Source organism: Vibrio alginolyticus NBRC 15630 = ATCC 17749 (assembly GCF_000354175.2).
GTDB lineage: Bacteria > Pseudomonadota > Gammaproteobacteria > Enterobacterales > Vibrionaceae > Vibrio > Vibrio alginolyticus.
In genome coordinates, this window is the sequence record NC_022359.1 from 1,016,019 (window position 1) to 1,031,828 (window position 15,810).

Sequence of the window (15,810 nt, forward strand, 5' to 3'; positions counted from 1 at the left end):
CTCTAGAACATGGAATTATCAATGTATCAATAAGTTATCAGAGGAGAGTGACATGAAAAACCTATGCCCGAAATGCCACACAGAAATGATAGAACGTTCGAATGTTTATGTTTGTCCGAGAAATGATATCGGTGACTGCACCTACGATGCATTCGAGTTAGCTGATGACGATAATCCATATACATTCAGCCAAGAACACGTAAGTAGTGACCTACGTTCTTATGCCGTAGCAGACAGCAAATAGCGGTTTGTATCGGCGTTCCTCTAAGTAGCACTCAGTGATTACTGTTTGCTACTTTTCCCTTGGTTTCATGATCGTTTTTGAAGCGCTTGGGTTAAAACAATACAGTGGAGTTTGTCATTTGCGCCGAATAGGGCGTACCTTCTTATAATAACGAATGGGCTGCGATGTTGAATAACATAACGGGTAAAGAAAACCTGCCGAAAAACCTAGATAATCAGTTGGTCTTACTGATTTTCCCTGCGCTGCCAGTTTTAATCTTCTCTTTTCTCTTCTATATCTATACTCCTGCAGGCGTGAGCTGGAATGCGGAATGGATACCAAGCCTCGATATCAACCTTAGCTTTAGATTAGATGGTCTTTCATTTCTTTTTGCGGGACTGATCAGTGGGATTGGCGCACTGATTCAAATCTACGCTTTGGCTTATTTACGAGAAAGTGATAGCCGGTTTTCCTTTCATTTGTATCTAACCCTATTCATGCTTGCCATGCTAGGGATTGTGATGAGCGATAACATTCTGTTGTTATTTGTTTTCTGGGAACTCACCACCATCACTTCTTATTTACTGATCGGGTTTAATCACGAAAATAAAACGTCTCGGAAAAACGCCTTGCAGTCGCTGATTGTTACTGGTGCTGGTGGACTAGCGTTGCTAGCTGGTCTTATCTTGCTGGGAGCAATGGCAGGGAGTTATGAGCTAAATACCATTATCGAGCAGGCAGACACTATTGCGCAGCATGAATGGTTTATCCCATCTCTAGTGCTCATACTACTCGGTGCATTTACTAAATCTGCGCAATTCCCGTTTCATTTTTGGCTACCTAACGCGATGGCAGCTCCCACTCCGGTCAGTGCGTATTTACACTCGGCAACAATGGTAAAGGCAGGCATTTACCTATTAGCACGTTTATCGCCAGTTTATGCCCACAGCGAGATCTGGTTTTATGCTTTAGTCATCACTGGGAGTATCACGGCCATTTGGTGCACATTTGTCGCATTAAAACAAACTGACTTGAAGCTGATGCTAGCCTACAGCACGAATGTTGCTTTGGGTAAATTAACATTATTACTAGGTATGGGCACAGATTTGGCCGTTAGTGCAGTATTGATGTTTATTCTCGCTCACTCTTTCTATAAAGCTGCGCTGTTTATGGTGGTGGGTAATATCGACAAAGCGACAGGAACACGAGATATTGATCAATTGTACGGCCTGAAGTCAGTTCTCGTCATCAGCATGGTTGCGGGGAGTTTGGCTGCATTGTCTAAAGCGGGGTTCCCGCCGTTGTTAGGCTTTTTGAGCAAAGAATACATGTACAAGTCCGCAGTAGAGCTCAATAACTGGATCGCCTTTGTACTTTTAATCGTGAATATACTGATGGTCGCGCTAACCATTATGCTTATTGCGAGACCATTCTTTGCTCGCCGTGATCTCGTGCCGATTGAAACTAAGCCAGTTGAGACAAAAAAAGCCATGTGGATCTCGCCTTTGCTCTTGGCAGTTGGCAGCCTCCTAGTTCCGTTATTCGGTTTGAATTGGTTAGATCGCAATATTATTTTTCCGGGCTCTGCTGACATTCTGCCCACAGCAACTCTTAAAGAGACATCACTATGGCATGGCGTGAATGTACCGTTAGTGTTAAGCGTTATTACGCTAGCGTTGGGGTATGTGGTGTACCGTGTTTATCCTACTGTGTCTGCATTTTTTCAGCGGCTACATCTATTCGTCCCCAAAGCGGAGAATATTTTTGAACGACTATTAGATGGCATGATGACAGTGGCGAAGTGGCAAACGGCGCGGTTACAGCAAAAGAAATTGAGTCGCTATGTCCTATTATTTTTCACGGTACTTGCCGTTGCGTTACTGAGTCAGGTAGCGCTTATTCCTCTGCCTTTGGTTGGCGAACTTTCAAGTGTCACTTTCTATGAGATTGGTATTGCCTTATTGTTGATTGGTGCTGCGCTCGTATGTACGTTGTCCCACGCAAGACTTCTTGCGATTTCTGCGCTTGGTATGATTGGTTTCATGACCACGCTTGTTTTTATGATTTATAGCGCCCCGGACGTTGCGAAGACTTTACTGTTAGTGGAAACATTAATGGTGGTCTTTCTTGCATTGTTAATGCGTCATATGCCACGTCTAACCACCGTGCCCAAGCATTCAATAAAACGTAAAGTAGCGAATATTTGCATAGCAGGTGTGATAGGTGTTTCGGTTACTTTACTTTTGTTAGGAATCACGTCTCAGCCGATGGACTCTTCGGTGTCAGATTTCTTTGCAGAAAACAGTGTCCCGGGTGGACATGGGCGAAACATTGTTAACGTTATTCTGGTCGACTTTCGCGCATTTGATACATTGGGAGAAGTTGTTGTCGTTGTTATTGCAGGGATTGCTGCAGTGAGTTTGCTTAAGACAAGAGCGAAAAAGCAAAATCGTATCCAATCATTAATTTTTGCAACCACGGCACACATTGTTTCGGCACTCATGCTCGTATTTTCAGTGTATCTGTTGTTACGTGGTCATAACGAACCGGGTGGTGGCTTTATTGGTGCGTTGATTGCCGTTATTGGTTTATCACTTCTCATGTTCGCGGAATCACCGAAATACGTTCGTTCTAGGTTGTATTTCAAACCGTTTCTCATTGCGTTATCTGGCATCGCATTGAGCTTAGTTTCTGGTGCTTTGAGCTTTGCGTTTGATAAACCGTTTTTGACCGGACTGTGGTGGAAAGACGTGATACCACTAGGGACGCCATTGGTTTTTGATGTTGGTGTTTACCTTGCCGTTATAGGTGGCGTGATGGGTATGCTGCTTCGTATTAATGAGGAGCTAGAGTGATGGAAATAGTCTGGAGTGTTGTCGTTGGAGTATTTGTCGCAGCAGGTGTTTATTTAATGCTTGAAAAGCATATCTTGCGCCTTTTGTTCGGCATCATGTTACTCAGTAGTGCGGTTAACCTTGCTATTTTTACCGCTGGAAGGCTGACGCCTGGAGAGCCGCCATTGATTGGCGATAATGCTCTTTTACCACCAGATAGCGCGGCAAATCCTTTACCTCAAGCGCTTATCTTAACTGCGATAGTCATCGGTTTTGGACTACTTATTTTTTCTTTAATGCTGTTCTATCGAGCTTATAAAGACACTGGAACTGCAAACGTCGATGAAATGCAACGTTCTGAGGAGGGTCAATGAGTTCGATTTTGCTTACGTTACCGGTAGTTCTCTCGCTGAGTACGGCGTTGATTATCTTCTTCGTCCGTCGCTCAACAAAAAGTGTTGAGTGGTTGAGCGGTGTAAGTGCGATTTCGAACCTTTTCGTTGCGGGCTTTCTCACAGAAAACATCATAAATAATGGTATTCAAGCCGTTGCTTTTGGTCAGTGGAGTGCGCCATTTGGTATCGTGTTTGTCGCAGATTACCTCAGCGTTGCTATGGTGATGATCACGGCGGTGATTGGTGCGATATGTGTTTTCTACGCGATGGCGGACCTTCACCGAAAGCCCTCCTATAGCAATTACCATGCGTTAATGCACATGTTGCTTGCTGGCGTTTATGGCGCTTTCCTGACTGGAGATATTTTTAATCTGTATGTTTGGTTTGAGGTCATGCTCATTTCATCATTTGGTTTAATGGTGTTAGATGCAACGAAAACTCAAGTTGATGGTGCAGTAAAGTACGTGATGTTGAACCTGATTTCGACGCTGGTATTTTTGCTTGCTATCGGTTTATTGTATGGAGCAACGGGCACCTTGAACTTGGCCGATCTCTACACCAAAGTAGGGGAAAATGAATTGAGCATCAACATGATGCTGTCCGCGCTATTTTTGTTTGCCTTTTCTATTAAAGCGGCACTCTTTCCTTTATTTGCTTGGTTGCCAGCTTCTTATCACACGTTACCAAGCGGTGTGGTGGCACTGTTTGCCGCGTTGCTTACTAAAGTCGGTGTATACGCGTTGATAAGAGTCTTTACCTTGGTATTTCCGCTCGCCGAGAGTGGTTGGCAACCGACGTTAATTTGGGTCGCAGGGCTAACCATGTTAACGGGCGTTTTAGGAGCGGCTAGCCAATTCGACATTAAGAAAATTCTTTCTTTTCATATTATTAGCCAAATAGGCTATATGATCATGGGGTTGGCTATTTACACTCCCTTAGCTTTAGCCGGTGCCATTTTCTACATTGTTCATCACATCATTGTAAAAGCGAATTTGTTCTTAATAGGTGGATTCATCGAGCGCAAATATGGCTCTAGTCAACTTGAACATTTGGGTGGGGTATACAAAGCTATGCCTTGGTTAGCGTTCTTGTTTCTTGTCCCTGCGTTTTCTCTGGCCGGTTTCCCACCGCTATCGGGTTTCTGGGGAAAGCTATTGGTCATCAAGTCGAGCATACAGGCTGAGTATTACTGGTTAGCAGGTACCGCGTTATTGGTGGGGTTGCTTACTGTCTACTCGATGACGAAAATTTGGAGTGAGGCATTTTGGAAAAAGCCATTTAGAGAGAAGCCAGAACAGACTCTGCAGGCCAAAGTACATTGGTTGTACTGCGTTCCAATTATTGTATTGACAACGTTGACGCTAATCATTGGCTTAGTGGCGGAGCCTTTTTATCAATTTTCCGTTCAAGCTGCAGAACAACTGTTAAATCCGACTGAATACATCAGAGTGGTGTTAGGAGGAAATGCATGATCTATCTATTCCTCAATTTTTTCTTAGCGTTAGCGTGGATGATGCTTAATGGCAGCTATTCGAGTCTGAATTTTGTTGTCGGATTTACGGTCGGCTTTTTTGCTTTAAGGTTGAGTCAACCATTTGGATTGAAAACGAGCTATTTTCAACGTTTTGCATCTGCATTGAAGTTATTGGTGTACTTCGCTTATGAAATGGTTATATCGGTTGCGAAAGTGGTGTGGGACGTCGTGACACCTACTCATTTGAGTCAGCCTGATATCGTTTATGTCCCTCTGGAGGTCGATTCTGATCTAGAAATCACATTACTGGCGAACATGGTTTCTTTAACACCGGGTACGCTTAGTTTGGATGTTACGGCTGATAAAAAGTATCTTATCGTTCATGCCATGTTTGCACCTGAACATGAAGAGGTTATTCGCGGAATTAAAGATGGGTTAGAGCATCGAATTTTGGAGGTGACGCGTGGATAGTTGGCTGCAAATAACGGTCACTTTTGCCTATTCTGGGCTACTACTCAGCTTTGTTATGGCTTTTGCTCGTTTAATTCTAGGACCAACGCTAGCTGATCGAGTTGTGGCGTTAGATCTGATTTCATTTATCACTATCGGATTTATTACGGTTTACACCTTAGACAGCGGTGAGGACGCTCTGTTAGACATCGCCATTACATTAGGTTTGGTCGCATTTCTCGGCACGATCGCATTTGCACGTTTGATCGTTAAAAGAAAGGAGAAAGAATAATGGACGTGTTGATTGGACTATTTTTATGCTTAGGAACATTGTTGACCTTGGTTGCAAGTCTAGGTGTCCTGAGGCTTCCTGATTTGTATACCCGAATGCATGCAGCGACCAAAGCTGGAACTGTCGGAGTGAGCTGCTTGTTATTAGCGGTCGCTTTCTCACTCCCTGAAGTTACCGTGATCTCTCGGGTTATCGGTACGATGTTGTTTATCGTTCTCACTGCGCCAGTCGCCTCCCACCTGCTCGGCAGAGCAATGCGAGAGGTCGGATATAAGATTTGGCGCAATGATTAACCATTAGCGTCGAATAGTACTACGTCCTAGTTGAAATAAACTCGAAGCTGTATTGATGAAGTCGGAAGTAATTGACGGTATATTCAAATGCACGACCATCTTCTAGGTAACCAGTGGACTCAACTTTTAGAATAGGGGAAGCTTCTGATTCATTCAGGTATGAGGCCGTCTCTGCATCTAACAAATACGGTTTGACAGACTGACTGCTTTTCGCAATTTTCAATCCTTTGCTATTTTCAATGTACTCATATTTAGAACCATTCATTATGGCTATGCTCAAGTCTGGAAATAACACTGCTGGCATATGAGTGACTTCGTAAATTTCAGGCTCATCATTAATACATCTGAGTCTATGTATTTCATATGTATCATCATTGGGCGAGAGATTTAACTGCTTAGCAACCTGTTCATTCGGTTTTTTAAGTTCGAACTTTATGACTTGAGAGCTAGGCGTTTTCCCCTGTTTACTGACTTCCTCGATAAAACCCAGCAAATGTAAGGCATCATGTTGGGCTTTTAGATCGTTTACATAAGTTCCACTACCTCTTGTCCGACTAATTAAATTATTGTCGACCAGAATTTGTAAGCTTTTTCTGATGGTTACGCGGCTTACGGAAAACTCTTCTTGCAAATCACTCTCTTTTGGAAGCATCGATTTAGGTTGTAGTTCCCCATCTTTGATCTTTTTTTCTAATCGTTCCGCAATGTCTATGTATTTGGGTTTCATAATACCTCGCTAAGTCTTGGATCATGATAGCAAGAATGTGATCTGAGATGTAGTTAATACTTTTCCTTAGGATCTTTGTGTGATTTTTATCTCGTATCTTTGTGCTTACACTTTAAATGTATCATAAAAGTATTAATACTTATTTTATACATTTTCAGGATAAACATTTGAGGTAGCGAAATGAAACATCAAAAATTAACGATTGTTGGTGCTGGCAGTACATACACACTTGGTATGATGAACAGCCTTATTGCCGAAAAAGATAACTTTCCACTCGCAAAAGTCGTGTTTTACGACATAGATGAGAAACGCCAAGAATCGAATGCATTAGCTACTGAAATTCTATTGCGAGAACACTATCCAGAAGTTGAAGAGTTTGTTTATACAACGGATAAATCTGTCGCATTCGCAGATTCGGACTTTTTCTTTATCCAGATCCGCACTGGTGGGTTGGCCATGCGCGAGCGCGATGAACAAATCTCGCTATCCAACTCTTGTGTTGGGCAAGAGACATGTGGCGCGGGAGGAATGGCATATGGACTTCGCTCTATCGGCGACATGATCCAGCTAGTGAACGAGATCCGACAAACGTGTCCAGATGCGTGGATTCTTAATTACACCAACCCGGCGGCAATTGTCGCTGAAGCTTTAAATCGTGAATTTCCGCATGATAAGCGAATTCTAAATATCTGTGATATGCCAGCAGCGATTATGGTCAGCTATGCGCAATTGTTAGGATGTGAAATTTGGGACTTCGTTCCTGAATATTTTGGGCTTAATCACTATGGCTGGTTTACCAAAATTCGTAACAAACAGGGTGAAGACTTAACGGACAAAATTAAAAATATCATCCTAAAAGAAGGGATCAGTGCGGTTGATGCGGAAATAGCGGATGACCCATCGTGGCAAGCCACATTCAAAAACATGAGAACAATGCTTGCTGATAATCCAGAGTTTTTGCCGAATACGTATCTTCAGTACTATTTGTACCCTGAAAAAATGGTGGCGAAAGAGGATATCAACAATACCCGCGCAAGGCAGGTAATTAACGGCCGTGAGAAACGAGTGTTCGAATTGAACGCAAGAATAATTGAAGCGGGCACCACGAAGCACGAAACACTGCATGCCGATATCCATGGTCGATACATGGTGAGAGTTGCGGCTTCGCTTGCCTACAACTTGAGCGATGTGTATCTCGTCATCGTACCGAATAATGGTGCTATTACAAATTTACAAAATGACGCCATGGTAGAAGTTCCAGCTGCGCTAACTAGTGATGGACCGAAAGCTTTTACTGTAGGAAAAATCCCAACCTTCCAAAAAGCCATGATTGAGAGCCAACTTGGTTACGAGAAATTAGTTGTGGATGCTTGGTACGAAGGAAGTCAGCAAAAGCTGATTAATGCACTCACACTTAACCGTACCGTGGTTAATGTGCCAAAAGCTAAAGAAATAACAAAACAATTACTAGAAGAAAATAAAGCCTACCTTCCTCAATTTTTTCAATAACAACTGGACGTTCGGGGCCTACTTGTAGGCTCCGTGAATGAAACAAGAGGTTTATATGAAAGACATTATTCAAAGGTTCGGAGCCGCGATGTTTGTTCCCGTTCTATTATTTCCAGCAGCGGGCATGTTATTGGGTTTCTCTGTTGTGCTGTTAAATCAAGAAGTGTTTCCTTGGGCACTAGAGGGGAGTGCTTGGGTTAAAGTCTCGACGATCATTTTACAGGCATCTCTCGCTGTATTTAAAAATATGGCACTTATTTTTGCCGTTGGGTTACCTATCGCTTTAGCTAAAAAAGCATCTGGTCGCGCTGTACTTGCAACACTCGTTTCCTACATTACGTTTAACTACGTTATTGGTGGAATCCTTCAATTTTGGGGACCAGAACTGGGCGTGAACTATACGGAAGGTGAGCGAGGTTTGACTGAAGTTGGTGGCATTCTAACGCTTGATACCAACTTACTAGGTGCCATTTTAATTGCAAGTCTCTCTGTTTGGGTTCACAACCGATTCTTTGATAAAAAGCTACCGGATTGGGCGGCTGTATTTGGCGGAACGCCATTGGTTGTGATCATTAGTTTCCCCATTATGGTCGTGATGGCAATTCTAACTTGTTTGACTTGGCCAAGTATTCAGCATGGTATTAACAATCTGCAATCATTTTTGGTTTCTGCTGGATCGTTAGGGGTATGGCTATTTACGTTTTTAGAGCGAATCATGATACCAACGGGGTTGCATCATTTCGTATATGGTCCCGTTTTTTATGGGCCAGTTGCAGTCGATGGCGGAACGGTTGCCTATTGGATTCAAAATATACAGACATTCGCCCAGAGCTCGGAAAGTTTAACGACACAATTTCCTCAGGGTGGTTTGATGTTGACGGGAATGGGTAAAGTGTTTGGTTGTACGGGTATCGCACTAGCACTCTATTCAGTTGCGAAAAAAGAAAATAAAAAGATGGTGATGGGGTTAGTGCTCGGAGCCGCAATCACAGCAATTCTTACAGGGATAACCGAACCAATAGAGTTTACATTCTTATTTATCGCACCTGCGCTGTTTGCTTTGCATGCGTTGTTATCTGCGACAATGGCAACGATCGCCTTTATGTTTGGTGTTTCCGGTAACTTTCAGACTGGCTTGATAGACTTCATTTTCCAAAACTGGTTGCCTTTGGCTGGTAACCATGCAGGAACATACGTGATTCAGATTATTATTGGTCTCATGTTTACTGGTGTTTACTTTGTTACGTTTCGCGCGCTTATTTTAAAATACAACATACTTACTCCGGGACGTGAAGGTGCAGATAGTAAGTTGTATTCCAAAGCTGACTACAAAGAAGCGAAAGCGGTCCATAACAGTAGCGCAAGTCCGTCACAAGCTAGTGCCTTTATTGAAGGTCTGGGTGGAAAAGAAAACATTGAATTGTTAACTAATTGCGCGACGCGTTTGCGTGTTAAAGTTAAAGATGTCTCTCTTGTAAAGGAGAACGCATTTTTCACACAGTACGGAGCGGTGAATATTGTTAGAAATCAAGAGAGCCTTCAAATCATCGTTGGTTTAACGGTGCCACAAGTTCGCGAAGATATGAGCCAACTGATAAAAGCTTAACCCCCAAACTAATGCTCCCGCTCATATGGCTCAAAGGTGAGATAGAATTATCTCACCTTTTTTGTGTACATGAAGCATATTTCGCGCAGTTTCCACGAAAGTGGGGAGGAGTTATCGAGCGAGCTAAAAATACAGTTAGGTTATACCCGTCTGTATTGTTGGAAGACTTGTTGAGTCTCTAATTGACAGTGGCGCCACTTTCTATGTTGAAAAGCGTTTTAATTTCTTCCAGCACTTCTGGGTTAGCAATAGCACCAATGTTTTTTACAGCTTGTCCGTTTACCAATTGTTTCACTGCTAGCTCAACCAATTTGCCTGAGCGCGTTTTAGGAATATCACTGATGGCAAAAATTTGTCGTGGGACATGGCGCGGTGAACATTTTGTTTTCAATGTTTGGCGAATTGAATCGGTGAGTTGTTGGGTTAACTCGACGTTGTGAGCGAGTTTTACTAGTAACCAGATTTCTTCAGACTGCTGGTTTAACTTGCCGACAGCGATGGAGTCTTCAACCTCGGGTAACGCGTTCACTTGCTGATAGATTTCAGCGGTACCGATGCGTACGCCGCCTGGATTTAAGGTTGCGTCACTACGGCCATAAAAAATGAAGCCGCCATGTTCGGTTTGCATCACATCGTCGCCATGGTGCCAGATATCGGTAAACTTGCTCCAATAAGCGTTGTGATAGCGTTCGCCGTTGTCGTTCCAGAAGCCAATAGGGAAGTTAGGTAGCGAGTTATTACAAGTCAGTTCGCCGCGTTTTTGCGTAATAGTATGTCCACCATCCTCTAGAACACGTGCGTCGATTCCCAGCCCTGCGCCTTGGCATTCACCTTTGTAAACTGGTGAAATAGGGTTTCCAAGTACAAAGCATCCGCAAATATCTGTGCCGCCAGCGATAGAAGCGAGATGCAAGTCCTGCTTGATGTGCTGATAGACATAATTAAATTGTTCTGGGTAAAGCACCGAACCAGTTGAGCAAAGAGTTTTGAGTGACTTCAGGTTATGTTCTAGTTTTGGAGAGCAGTTTGCCTGTTCCAGTGCTTCTAAGTATTTCGCTGAAGTACCAAACAGCGACACGCTATGTTCTTCTGCTAATTGCCATAAGACGGAGTGATCAGGGTAAACCGGACTACCGTCGTAAATCACTAAGGCTGCACCACTCGCAAGAGCGGAAACATGCCAGTTCCACATCATCCAACCACATGTTGTGTAGTAGAAAACCTTGTCTTGCGATTTGATGTCGCAATGCAGTTGATGTTCTTTGAGGTGATTGAGCAAGGTACCGCCTGCGGAATGGACAATACACTTAGGTTGACCTGTTGTACCAGAAGAATACAAAATGAACAACGGGTCATTAAACAGCGTTGGTTGATATTGAATTGATTGTGGAGAAAAGTGGTGAGTAATATCGGACCAAGAAACAAACTCAGAAGTGCTAGCACTCTCAGCGTTTTGTAAATATTCGATTTGGCATACGCTAATAGTAGTCTCTTCGGAGGCACTGCTTAACTTACTACTAAGAGTGGTGTTCTTGTTCGTCATATCGAAAGCTTTGCCTCCGAACTGGTAGCCATCACAGCAAAAAAGAACTTTCGGTTTGACCTGACCAAAACGCTCTACGACGCTATCGATACCAAAATCAGGAGAGGTTGAAGTCCAAATGGCACCAAGACTGGTGGTGGCCAGCATGGCAATAACGGTTTCAGGAAGGTAGGGCAAATAACCCGCAACGACATCGCCTTTACCGACACCACAATTGAGTAGCCATTGTTGAATGGCAGAAACTTGTTCAAGCAACTGTTTACCGGTGAGTTGTCGGTGTTCACCGCTTTCATTGCTAAAAACAATAAACTCACGCTCTGGTGATTGTTCAGCCTGAGATAGGAGGTTCTCTGCGTAGTTCAGCGTGGCGTCAGCAAACCATACTGTGTCTCTATTTACATGATGATGATTAGAACCTGTTGGTGTCCATTTGGGACTGCCAAGGCTCTTGACTTGCGAACCTATATCTCCGATTACGTTGCAAAACTGCCAAGTATGTCGCCAAAATTCATCATTGTGCTCAATGGACCACTGGTGTAGAGACGTGTAATTGTTGATTACGGTACCTTCGGCTTTGTCTTTATTAACCTTTTCGATGAACCGTAATAAGTTGCTATTGCTGACGCGCTCAGCAGATGGTGACCAAATAGGTGCAGAATTTGGCATAGGTCCCTCTAATTTCAATTCTTTTGAATATGACCAAAAACAAAATAAAGGGGCGAACATAGCAGTGTTCGCCCCTTATCTGATCGTTTAAAGTTGTTCGGCAAGCTGAGGTAGTACCTCAAATAAATCACCAACCAATCCATAGTCGGCAACTTCAAAGATAGGAGATTCTGGATCTTTGTTGATCGCGACAATCACTTTGGATTCCTTCATTCCTGCAAGATGCTGGATGGCACCGGAAATCCCAACCGCTATATAAAGCTTAGGTGCAACGATTTTACCGGTTTGACCCACTTGTAAGTCGTTGGCAACAAACCCGGCATCAACCGCCGCGCGAGAAGCGCCAATGGCAGCACCTAGTTTATCGGCTACTTGTTCGATCAACGCGAAGTTCTCTTTGCTACCGACCCCGCGTCCACCTGACACAACCACCTCTGCCGCGCTTAATTCAGGACGTTCTGACACGGTTTTATCGACAGAAACCAATTCAACCATTGGAGCTGAGATAGTGACCTGCTGATGCTTAATATCAGCTTGGTTGTGACAAGTAACCGGCTCAAACGCAGACGCGCGCACGGTGATGACGCGAACCTTGTCGCTGGTGGTCACTTTGGCAAATGCGTTTCCTGCGTAAATAGGGCGGATAAAAGTGTTTTCATCGATAACTTGGACAATATCGGAAATTTGCCCAACGCCGAACTTCGCTGCTACTCGAGGTGCAAGGTCTTTCCCTTTTGATGATGAGCTAGCCCAGATTGCGTCAAAACCTTCAGCAATACTCACTACAATAGGTGCGATACTCTCGGCAAATTGATGCTTAAGTTGCTCATCATCGACACAAATTACGTTTGATATACCATCAACGCGACAAGCTTGCTGAGCGACTTCTTCACACTGGTGGCCCACTACGATCAAAACATTGTCTTGGCTGACTTGTTTTGCTGCATTAACCACTTTGAGTGTGTCCGCATGCAATTGGTTATTGTCATGCTCTGCTATGATTAAGTTCTTCATGAAATCACCTTCGCTTCGTTACGCAGCTTATCGAGAAGCTCTGAGACAGATTCAACCTTGATGCCACCTTTTCTTTGCGCTGGCGGTGTGATTTCTTGAATGGTTTGGCTAAATACCACTTCAACACCCAGACTGTCAGGTGTGATGGTATCTAACGGCTTGCGCTTAGCTTTCATGATATTAGGCAAAGAGGCAAAACGCGGTTCATTCAGGCGTAAGTCAGTACTGATCACCGCAGGTAAGTTCATCGCGACCGTCATCAAGCCGCCGTCCACTTCTCTCACGACCTGAACTTTTTGATCTTCAATCTTCACGTCGGAAGCGAAAGTTGCTTGAGGCCAGTCAAGTAGGGCGGCCAGCATCTGAGCCACTTGGTTGTTGTCAGTATCAATGGATTGTTTACCCGTAATCACAAGCTGTGCTTGTTCTTGCTCAACCAGAGCTTTGAGCAGCTTAGCGACGACCAATGGCTCTATTTTGTCTTCAGTATCGATATGAATAGCGCGATCGGCACCTAACGCAAGCGCAGTACGTAGTTGCTCCTGACACTGGCTACCGCCGGCACTGACAACGATGACTTCATCTGCAATACCTTGCTCCTTTAGTCGTACGGCTTCTTCAACGGCTATTTCGCAAAATGGATTAATCGTCATCTTGACGTTATTGGTTTCAACATCGCTATGGTCCGCTTTCACGCGAACTTTAACGTAGGGATCAATGACCCTTTTGATTGGCACTAGTATTTTCACGTTAGATTCCTTTTACAGTGAAGACTATGTGTTTACAGTGAAGACGATGTGATGACGTCTTTAAAATGATGTTAATTTACCTTTACGTTTGCGTCAACTTTAAATATATTGTTGATTAACAAGTTGGCAACATGCAAAGAAAAAGGAATGCAATCATGGAAAGAGACTGCATGGAATTTGATGTTCTGATTGTAGGCGCTGGTCCCGCAGGTTTGTCTGCGGCATGCCGAATCAAACAATTAGCAGCAGAAAAAAAACAAGACCTCTCTGTTTGCGTGGTAGAAAAAGGTTCTGAAGTTGGAGCGCATATTTTATCGGGTGCGGTGTTTGAAACGCGGAGTTTGGATGAGCTTTTTCCCGACTGGGAAGAGAAAGGCGCGCCGCTCAATACCAAAGTAAACCAAGATAAAACCTACTATCTAGGCAATGACATCAATGGTCATGAACTGCCTTCTTGGGCGGTGCCTAATACGTTACATAACAAAGGTAATTACATCATAAGTTTGGGCAGTCTATGCCGATGGATGGCGTTGCAGGCTGAGAACTTGGGGGTGGAGGTCTACCCAGGTTTTACCGCCAGTCAAGCGATCATCGATGAAGATAGTCGTGTTTGTGGCGTGATCACGGGCGATATGGGATTAGATAAAAATGGTGAACAAAAAGGAAATTTCGAACCTGGTATTGAACTACGAGCGAAGTTTACTTTATTTGCTGAAGGCGCACGGGGGCATATTGGTAAGCAGTTGATTAACCGATTTAATCTTGCTGAAGAGAAAACGCCTCAACACTACGCTATCGGTTTTAAAGAGCTGTGGGAAATCCCATCAGAGCAGCATCAGCAAGGTTTAGTAGTGCACGGATTAGGTTGGCCGTTATCAAATGAAGCTACAGGTGGCAGTTATCTCTACCATTTAGAGGGAAACCAAGTTGCCGTCGGGTTGATTGTTGACTTGAATTATAAGAATCCGCACTTGAGTCCATTTGATGAGTTTCAACGTTTTAAACACCACCCGTTGATTGAGCAATACCTCAAAAATGGGAAGCGTATTAGCTATGGCGCGAGAGCGATCACCAAGGGCGGCTTTCATTCGCTTCCCACGCAACAGTTTGCTGGTGGCTTGTTAATTGGCTGTGATGCAGGAACACTTAACGGCGCTAAAATCAAAGGCACACACACCGCAATGAAATCTGGCATGCTTGCCGCTGAAGCAGTATGTGAAGCCCTTGAGAGTCAGTCAGTTACTGCTGATTATCAAAAGCATTTCAAACAGTCTTGGCTGTATGAAGAGCTTTATCAAGCACGTAACTTCTCAAGTGGTATTCACCGCTTTGGATCGTGGCTGGGCGGTGGTTTAGCGCTGCTGGAACATAACGTATTAAAAGGCAAAGCTAAGTGGCATATCCGCTGTGATAAGCCTGATCATCAGTCTCTGTTATTGGCGGAAAACAGCAATGAAATTGTCTATCCGAAGCCTGATGGCGTGTTAAGTTTCGATCGCCTCTCTTCTGTTTATCTATCCAATATCTTCCATGAGGAAGATCAACCATGCCACTTACGACTGGAGAACCAGCGGATCCCTATTGAGCAGAACCTTGAATTATATGCAGAGCCAGCACAGCGCTATTGTCCGGCTGGCGTGTATGAAATCGTACAGGGGGAGCAGCAGCCAGAGCTGCAAATAAATGCGGCCAACTGTATCCACTGTAAGACCTGCGACATCAAAGATCCAAGTCAAAATATTACCTGGATTCCGCCAGAAGGTGGTGGTGGTCCGAACTATCCAAATATGTAAGCGTTTGAGAATAATTTTTATTAACAATTTATTTACTTAAAGTTTGCGTTAGTTCAAATCTTTCTCGATGAACTCGATTGCAACTTAATCTTTCAGGCACTATTCTGATTTTAAATTGACGTTTACGTAAACTGAATACAAAGTTGATGCATAGGTGTAAAAGCGGTTACCAGTATCAAAGTTAGGTTTGATCAAATAGTGCTCAATGGAACGCACTTAAAATAACGAAAGGGAGATCAACT

The 15,810-nt window shown here is 43.7% G+C and carries 14 protein-coding genes; 10 read left to right on the forward strand and 4 right to left on the reverse strand.

All coding sequences use genetic code 11. From position 1 onward, the window contains the following. The first annotated feature begins 52 nt into the window (after positions 1–52). The 7 genes from N646_RS19820 (at position 53) to mnhG (ending at position 5,961) form a co-directional block, all read left to right on the forward strand. Positions 53–244 carry a hypothetical protein gene (locus N646_RS19820; protein WP_005373328.1) on the forward strand — a complete coding sequence of 64 codons (192 nt, stop codon included), beginning with the start codon at positions 53–55 and terminating at the stop codon, positions 242–244. Between the two features lie 164 nt (positions 245–408). Further along, the gene (gene mbhE / locus N646_RS19825; RefSeq protein ID WP_017820361.1) at positions 409–3,078 is read left to right on the forward strand and encodes a hydrogen gas-evolving membrane-bound hydrogenase subunit E; all 2,670 of its coding nucleotides are present in this window, start codon (positions 409–411) and stop codon (positions 3,076–3,078) included. After that, on the forward strand, positions 3,078–3,431 hold the full coding sequence (locus tag N646_RS19830) for a Na+/H+ antiporter subunit C (RefSeq protein WP_017820360.1): 354 nt from the start codon (positions 3,078–3,080) through the stop codon (positions 3,429–3,431). The genes mbhE and N646_RS19830 overlap by 1 nt, the downstream gene beginning before the upstream one ends. Continuing rightward, positions 3,428–4,924: a Na+/H+ antiporter subunit D gene (locus tag N646_RS19835; protein WP_017820359.1), complete on the forward strand. Its 1,497-nt coding sequence runs from the start codon at positions 3,428–3,430 to the stop codon at positions 4,922–4,924. Before N646_RS19830 ends, N646_RS19835 begins: the two co-directional genes overlap by 4 nt. Continuing rightward, a complete protein-coding gene (locus tag N646_RS19840) occupies positions 4,921–5,397 on the forward strand; it encodes a Na+/H+ antiporter subunit E (RefSeq protein ID WP_005373320.1) in 477 nt (158 codons plus the stop codon). Before N646_RS19835 ends, N646_RS19840 begins: the two co-directional genes overlap by 4 nt. After that, positions 5,390–5,668 carry a cation:proton antiporter gene (locus tag N646_RS19845; protein ID WP_005373317.1) on the forward strand — a complete coding sequence of 93 codons (279 nt, stop codon included), beginning with the start codon at positions 5,390–5,392 and terminating at the stop codon, positions 5,666–5,668. The genes N646_RS19840 and N646_RS19845 overlap by 8 nt, the downstream gene beginning before the upstream one ends. Beyond that, positions 5,668–5,961 (forward strand): monovalent cation/H(+) antiporter subunit G, encoded by a 294-nt coding sequence (gene mnhG, locus N646_RS19850; protein WP_005373314.1) that lies wholly within the window; start codon positions 5,668–5,670, stop codon positions 5,959–5,961. The genes N646_RS19845 and mnhG overlap by 1 nt, the downstream gene beginning before the upstream one ends. Before the next feature lie 19 nt (positions 5,962–5,980). Here mnhG and N646_RS19855 read toward each other — a convergent pair whose 3' ends face one another. Then, on the reverse strand, positions 5,981–6,688 hold the full coding sequence (locus tag N646_RS19855; protein WP_005373312.1) for a GntR family transcriptional regulator: 708 nt from the start codon (positions 6,686–6,688) through the stop codon (positions 5,981–5,983). A 180-nt stretch (positions 6,689–6,868) separates the two neighbouring features. Here N646_RS19855 and N646_RS19860 point away from each other — a divergent pair, with 180 nt between their 5' ends. Beyond that, on the forward strand, positions 6,869–8,197 hold the full coding sequence (locus N646_RS19860) for a 6-phospho-alpha-glucosidase (protein ID WP_017820358.1): 1,329 nt from the start codon (positions 6,869–6,871) through the stop codon (positions 8,195–8,197). Between the two features lie 55 nt (positions 8,198–8,252). Then, entirely contained in the window at positions 8,253–9,803 is a 1,551-nt protein-coding gene (locus N646_RS19865) for an alpha-glucoside-specific PTS transporter subunit IIBC (protein WP_021707556.1), read from the forward strand. 178 nt (positions 9,804–9,981) lie between these two features. Here the strand turns inward: N646_RS19865 and N646_RS19870 are convergent, their stop codons facing one another. The 3 genes from N646_RS19870 to N646_RS19880 form a co-directional block, all read right to left on the reverse strand. Further along, positions 9,982–12,012, reverse strand: a complete 2,031-nt coding sequence (locus N646_RS19870) for an acetoacetate--CoA ligase (RefSeq protein ID WP_017820356.1) — start codon at positions 12,010–12,012, stop codon at positions 9,982–9,984. Positions 12,013–12,099: 87 nt separating this feature from the next. Then, positions 12,100–13,026 (reverse strand): electron transfer flavoprotein subunit alpha/FixB family protein, encoded by a 927-nt coding sequence (locus N646_RS19875; RefSeq protein ID WP_017820355.1) that lies wholly within the window; start codon positions 13,024–13,026, stop codon positions 12,100–12,102. Then, positions 13,023–13,775, reverse strand: coding sequence for an electron transfer flavoprotein subunit beta/FixA family protein (locus tag N646_RS19880; RefSeq protein WP_005373300.1), 753 nt, complete (start codon positions 13,773–13,775; stop codon positions 13,023–13,025). Before N646_RS19880 ends, N646_RS19875 begins: the two co-directional genes overlap by 4 nt. Positions 13,776–13,930: 155 nt before the next feature. Here N646_RS19880 and N646_RS19885 point away from each other — a divergent pair, with 155 nt between their 5' ends. After that, the gene (locus N646_RS19885; protein ID WP_017820354.1) at positions 13,931–15,568 is read left to right on the forward strand and encodes an electron transfer flavoprotein-ubiquinone oxidoreductase; all 1,638 of its coding nucleotides are present in this window, start codon (positions 13,931–13,933) and stop codon (positions 15,566–15,568) included. The last annotated feature ends 242 nt before the right edge of the window (positions 15,569–15,810 follow it).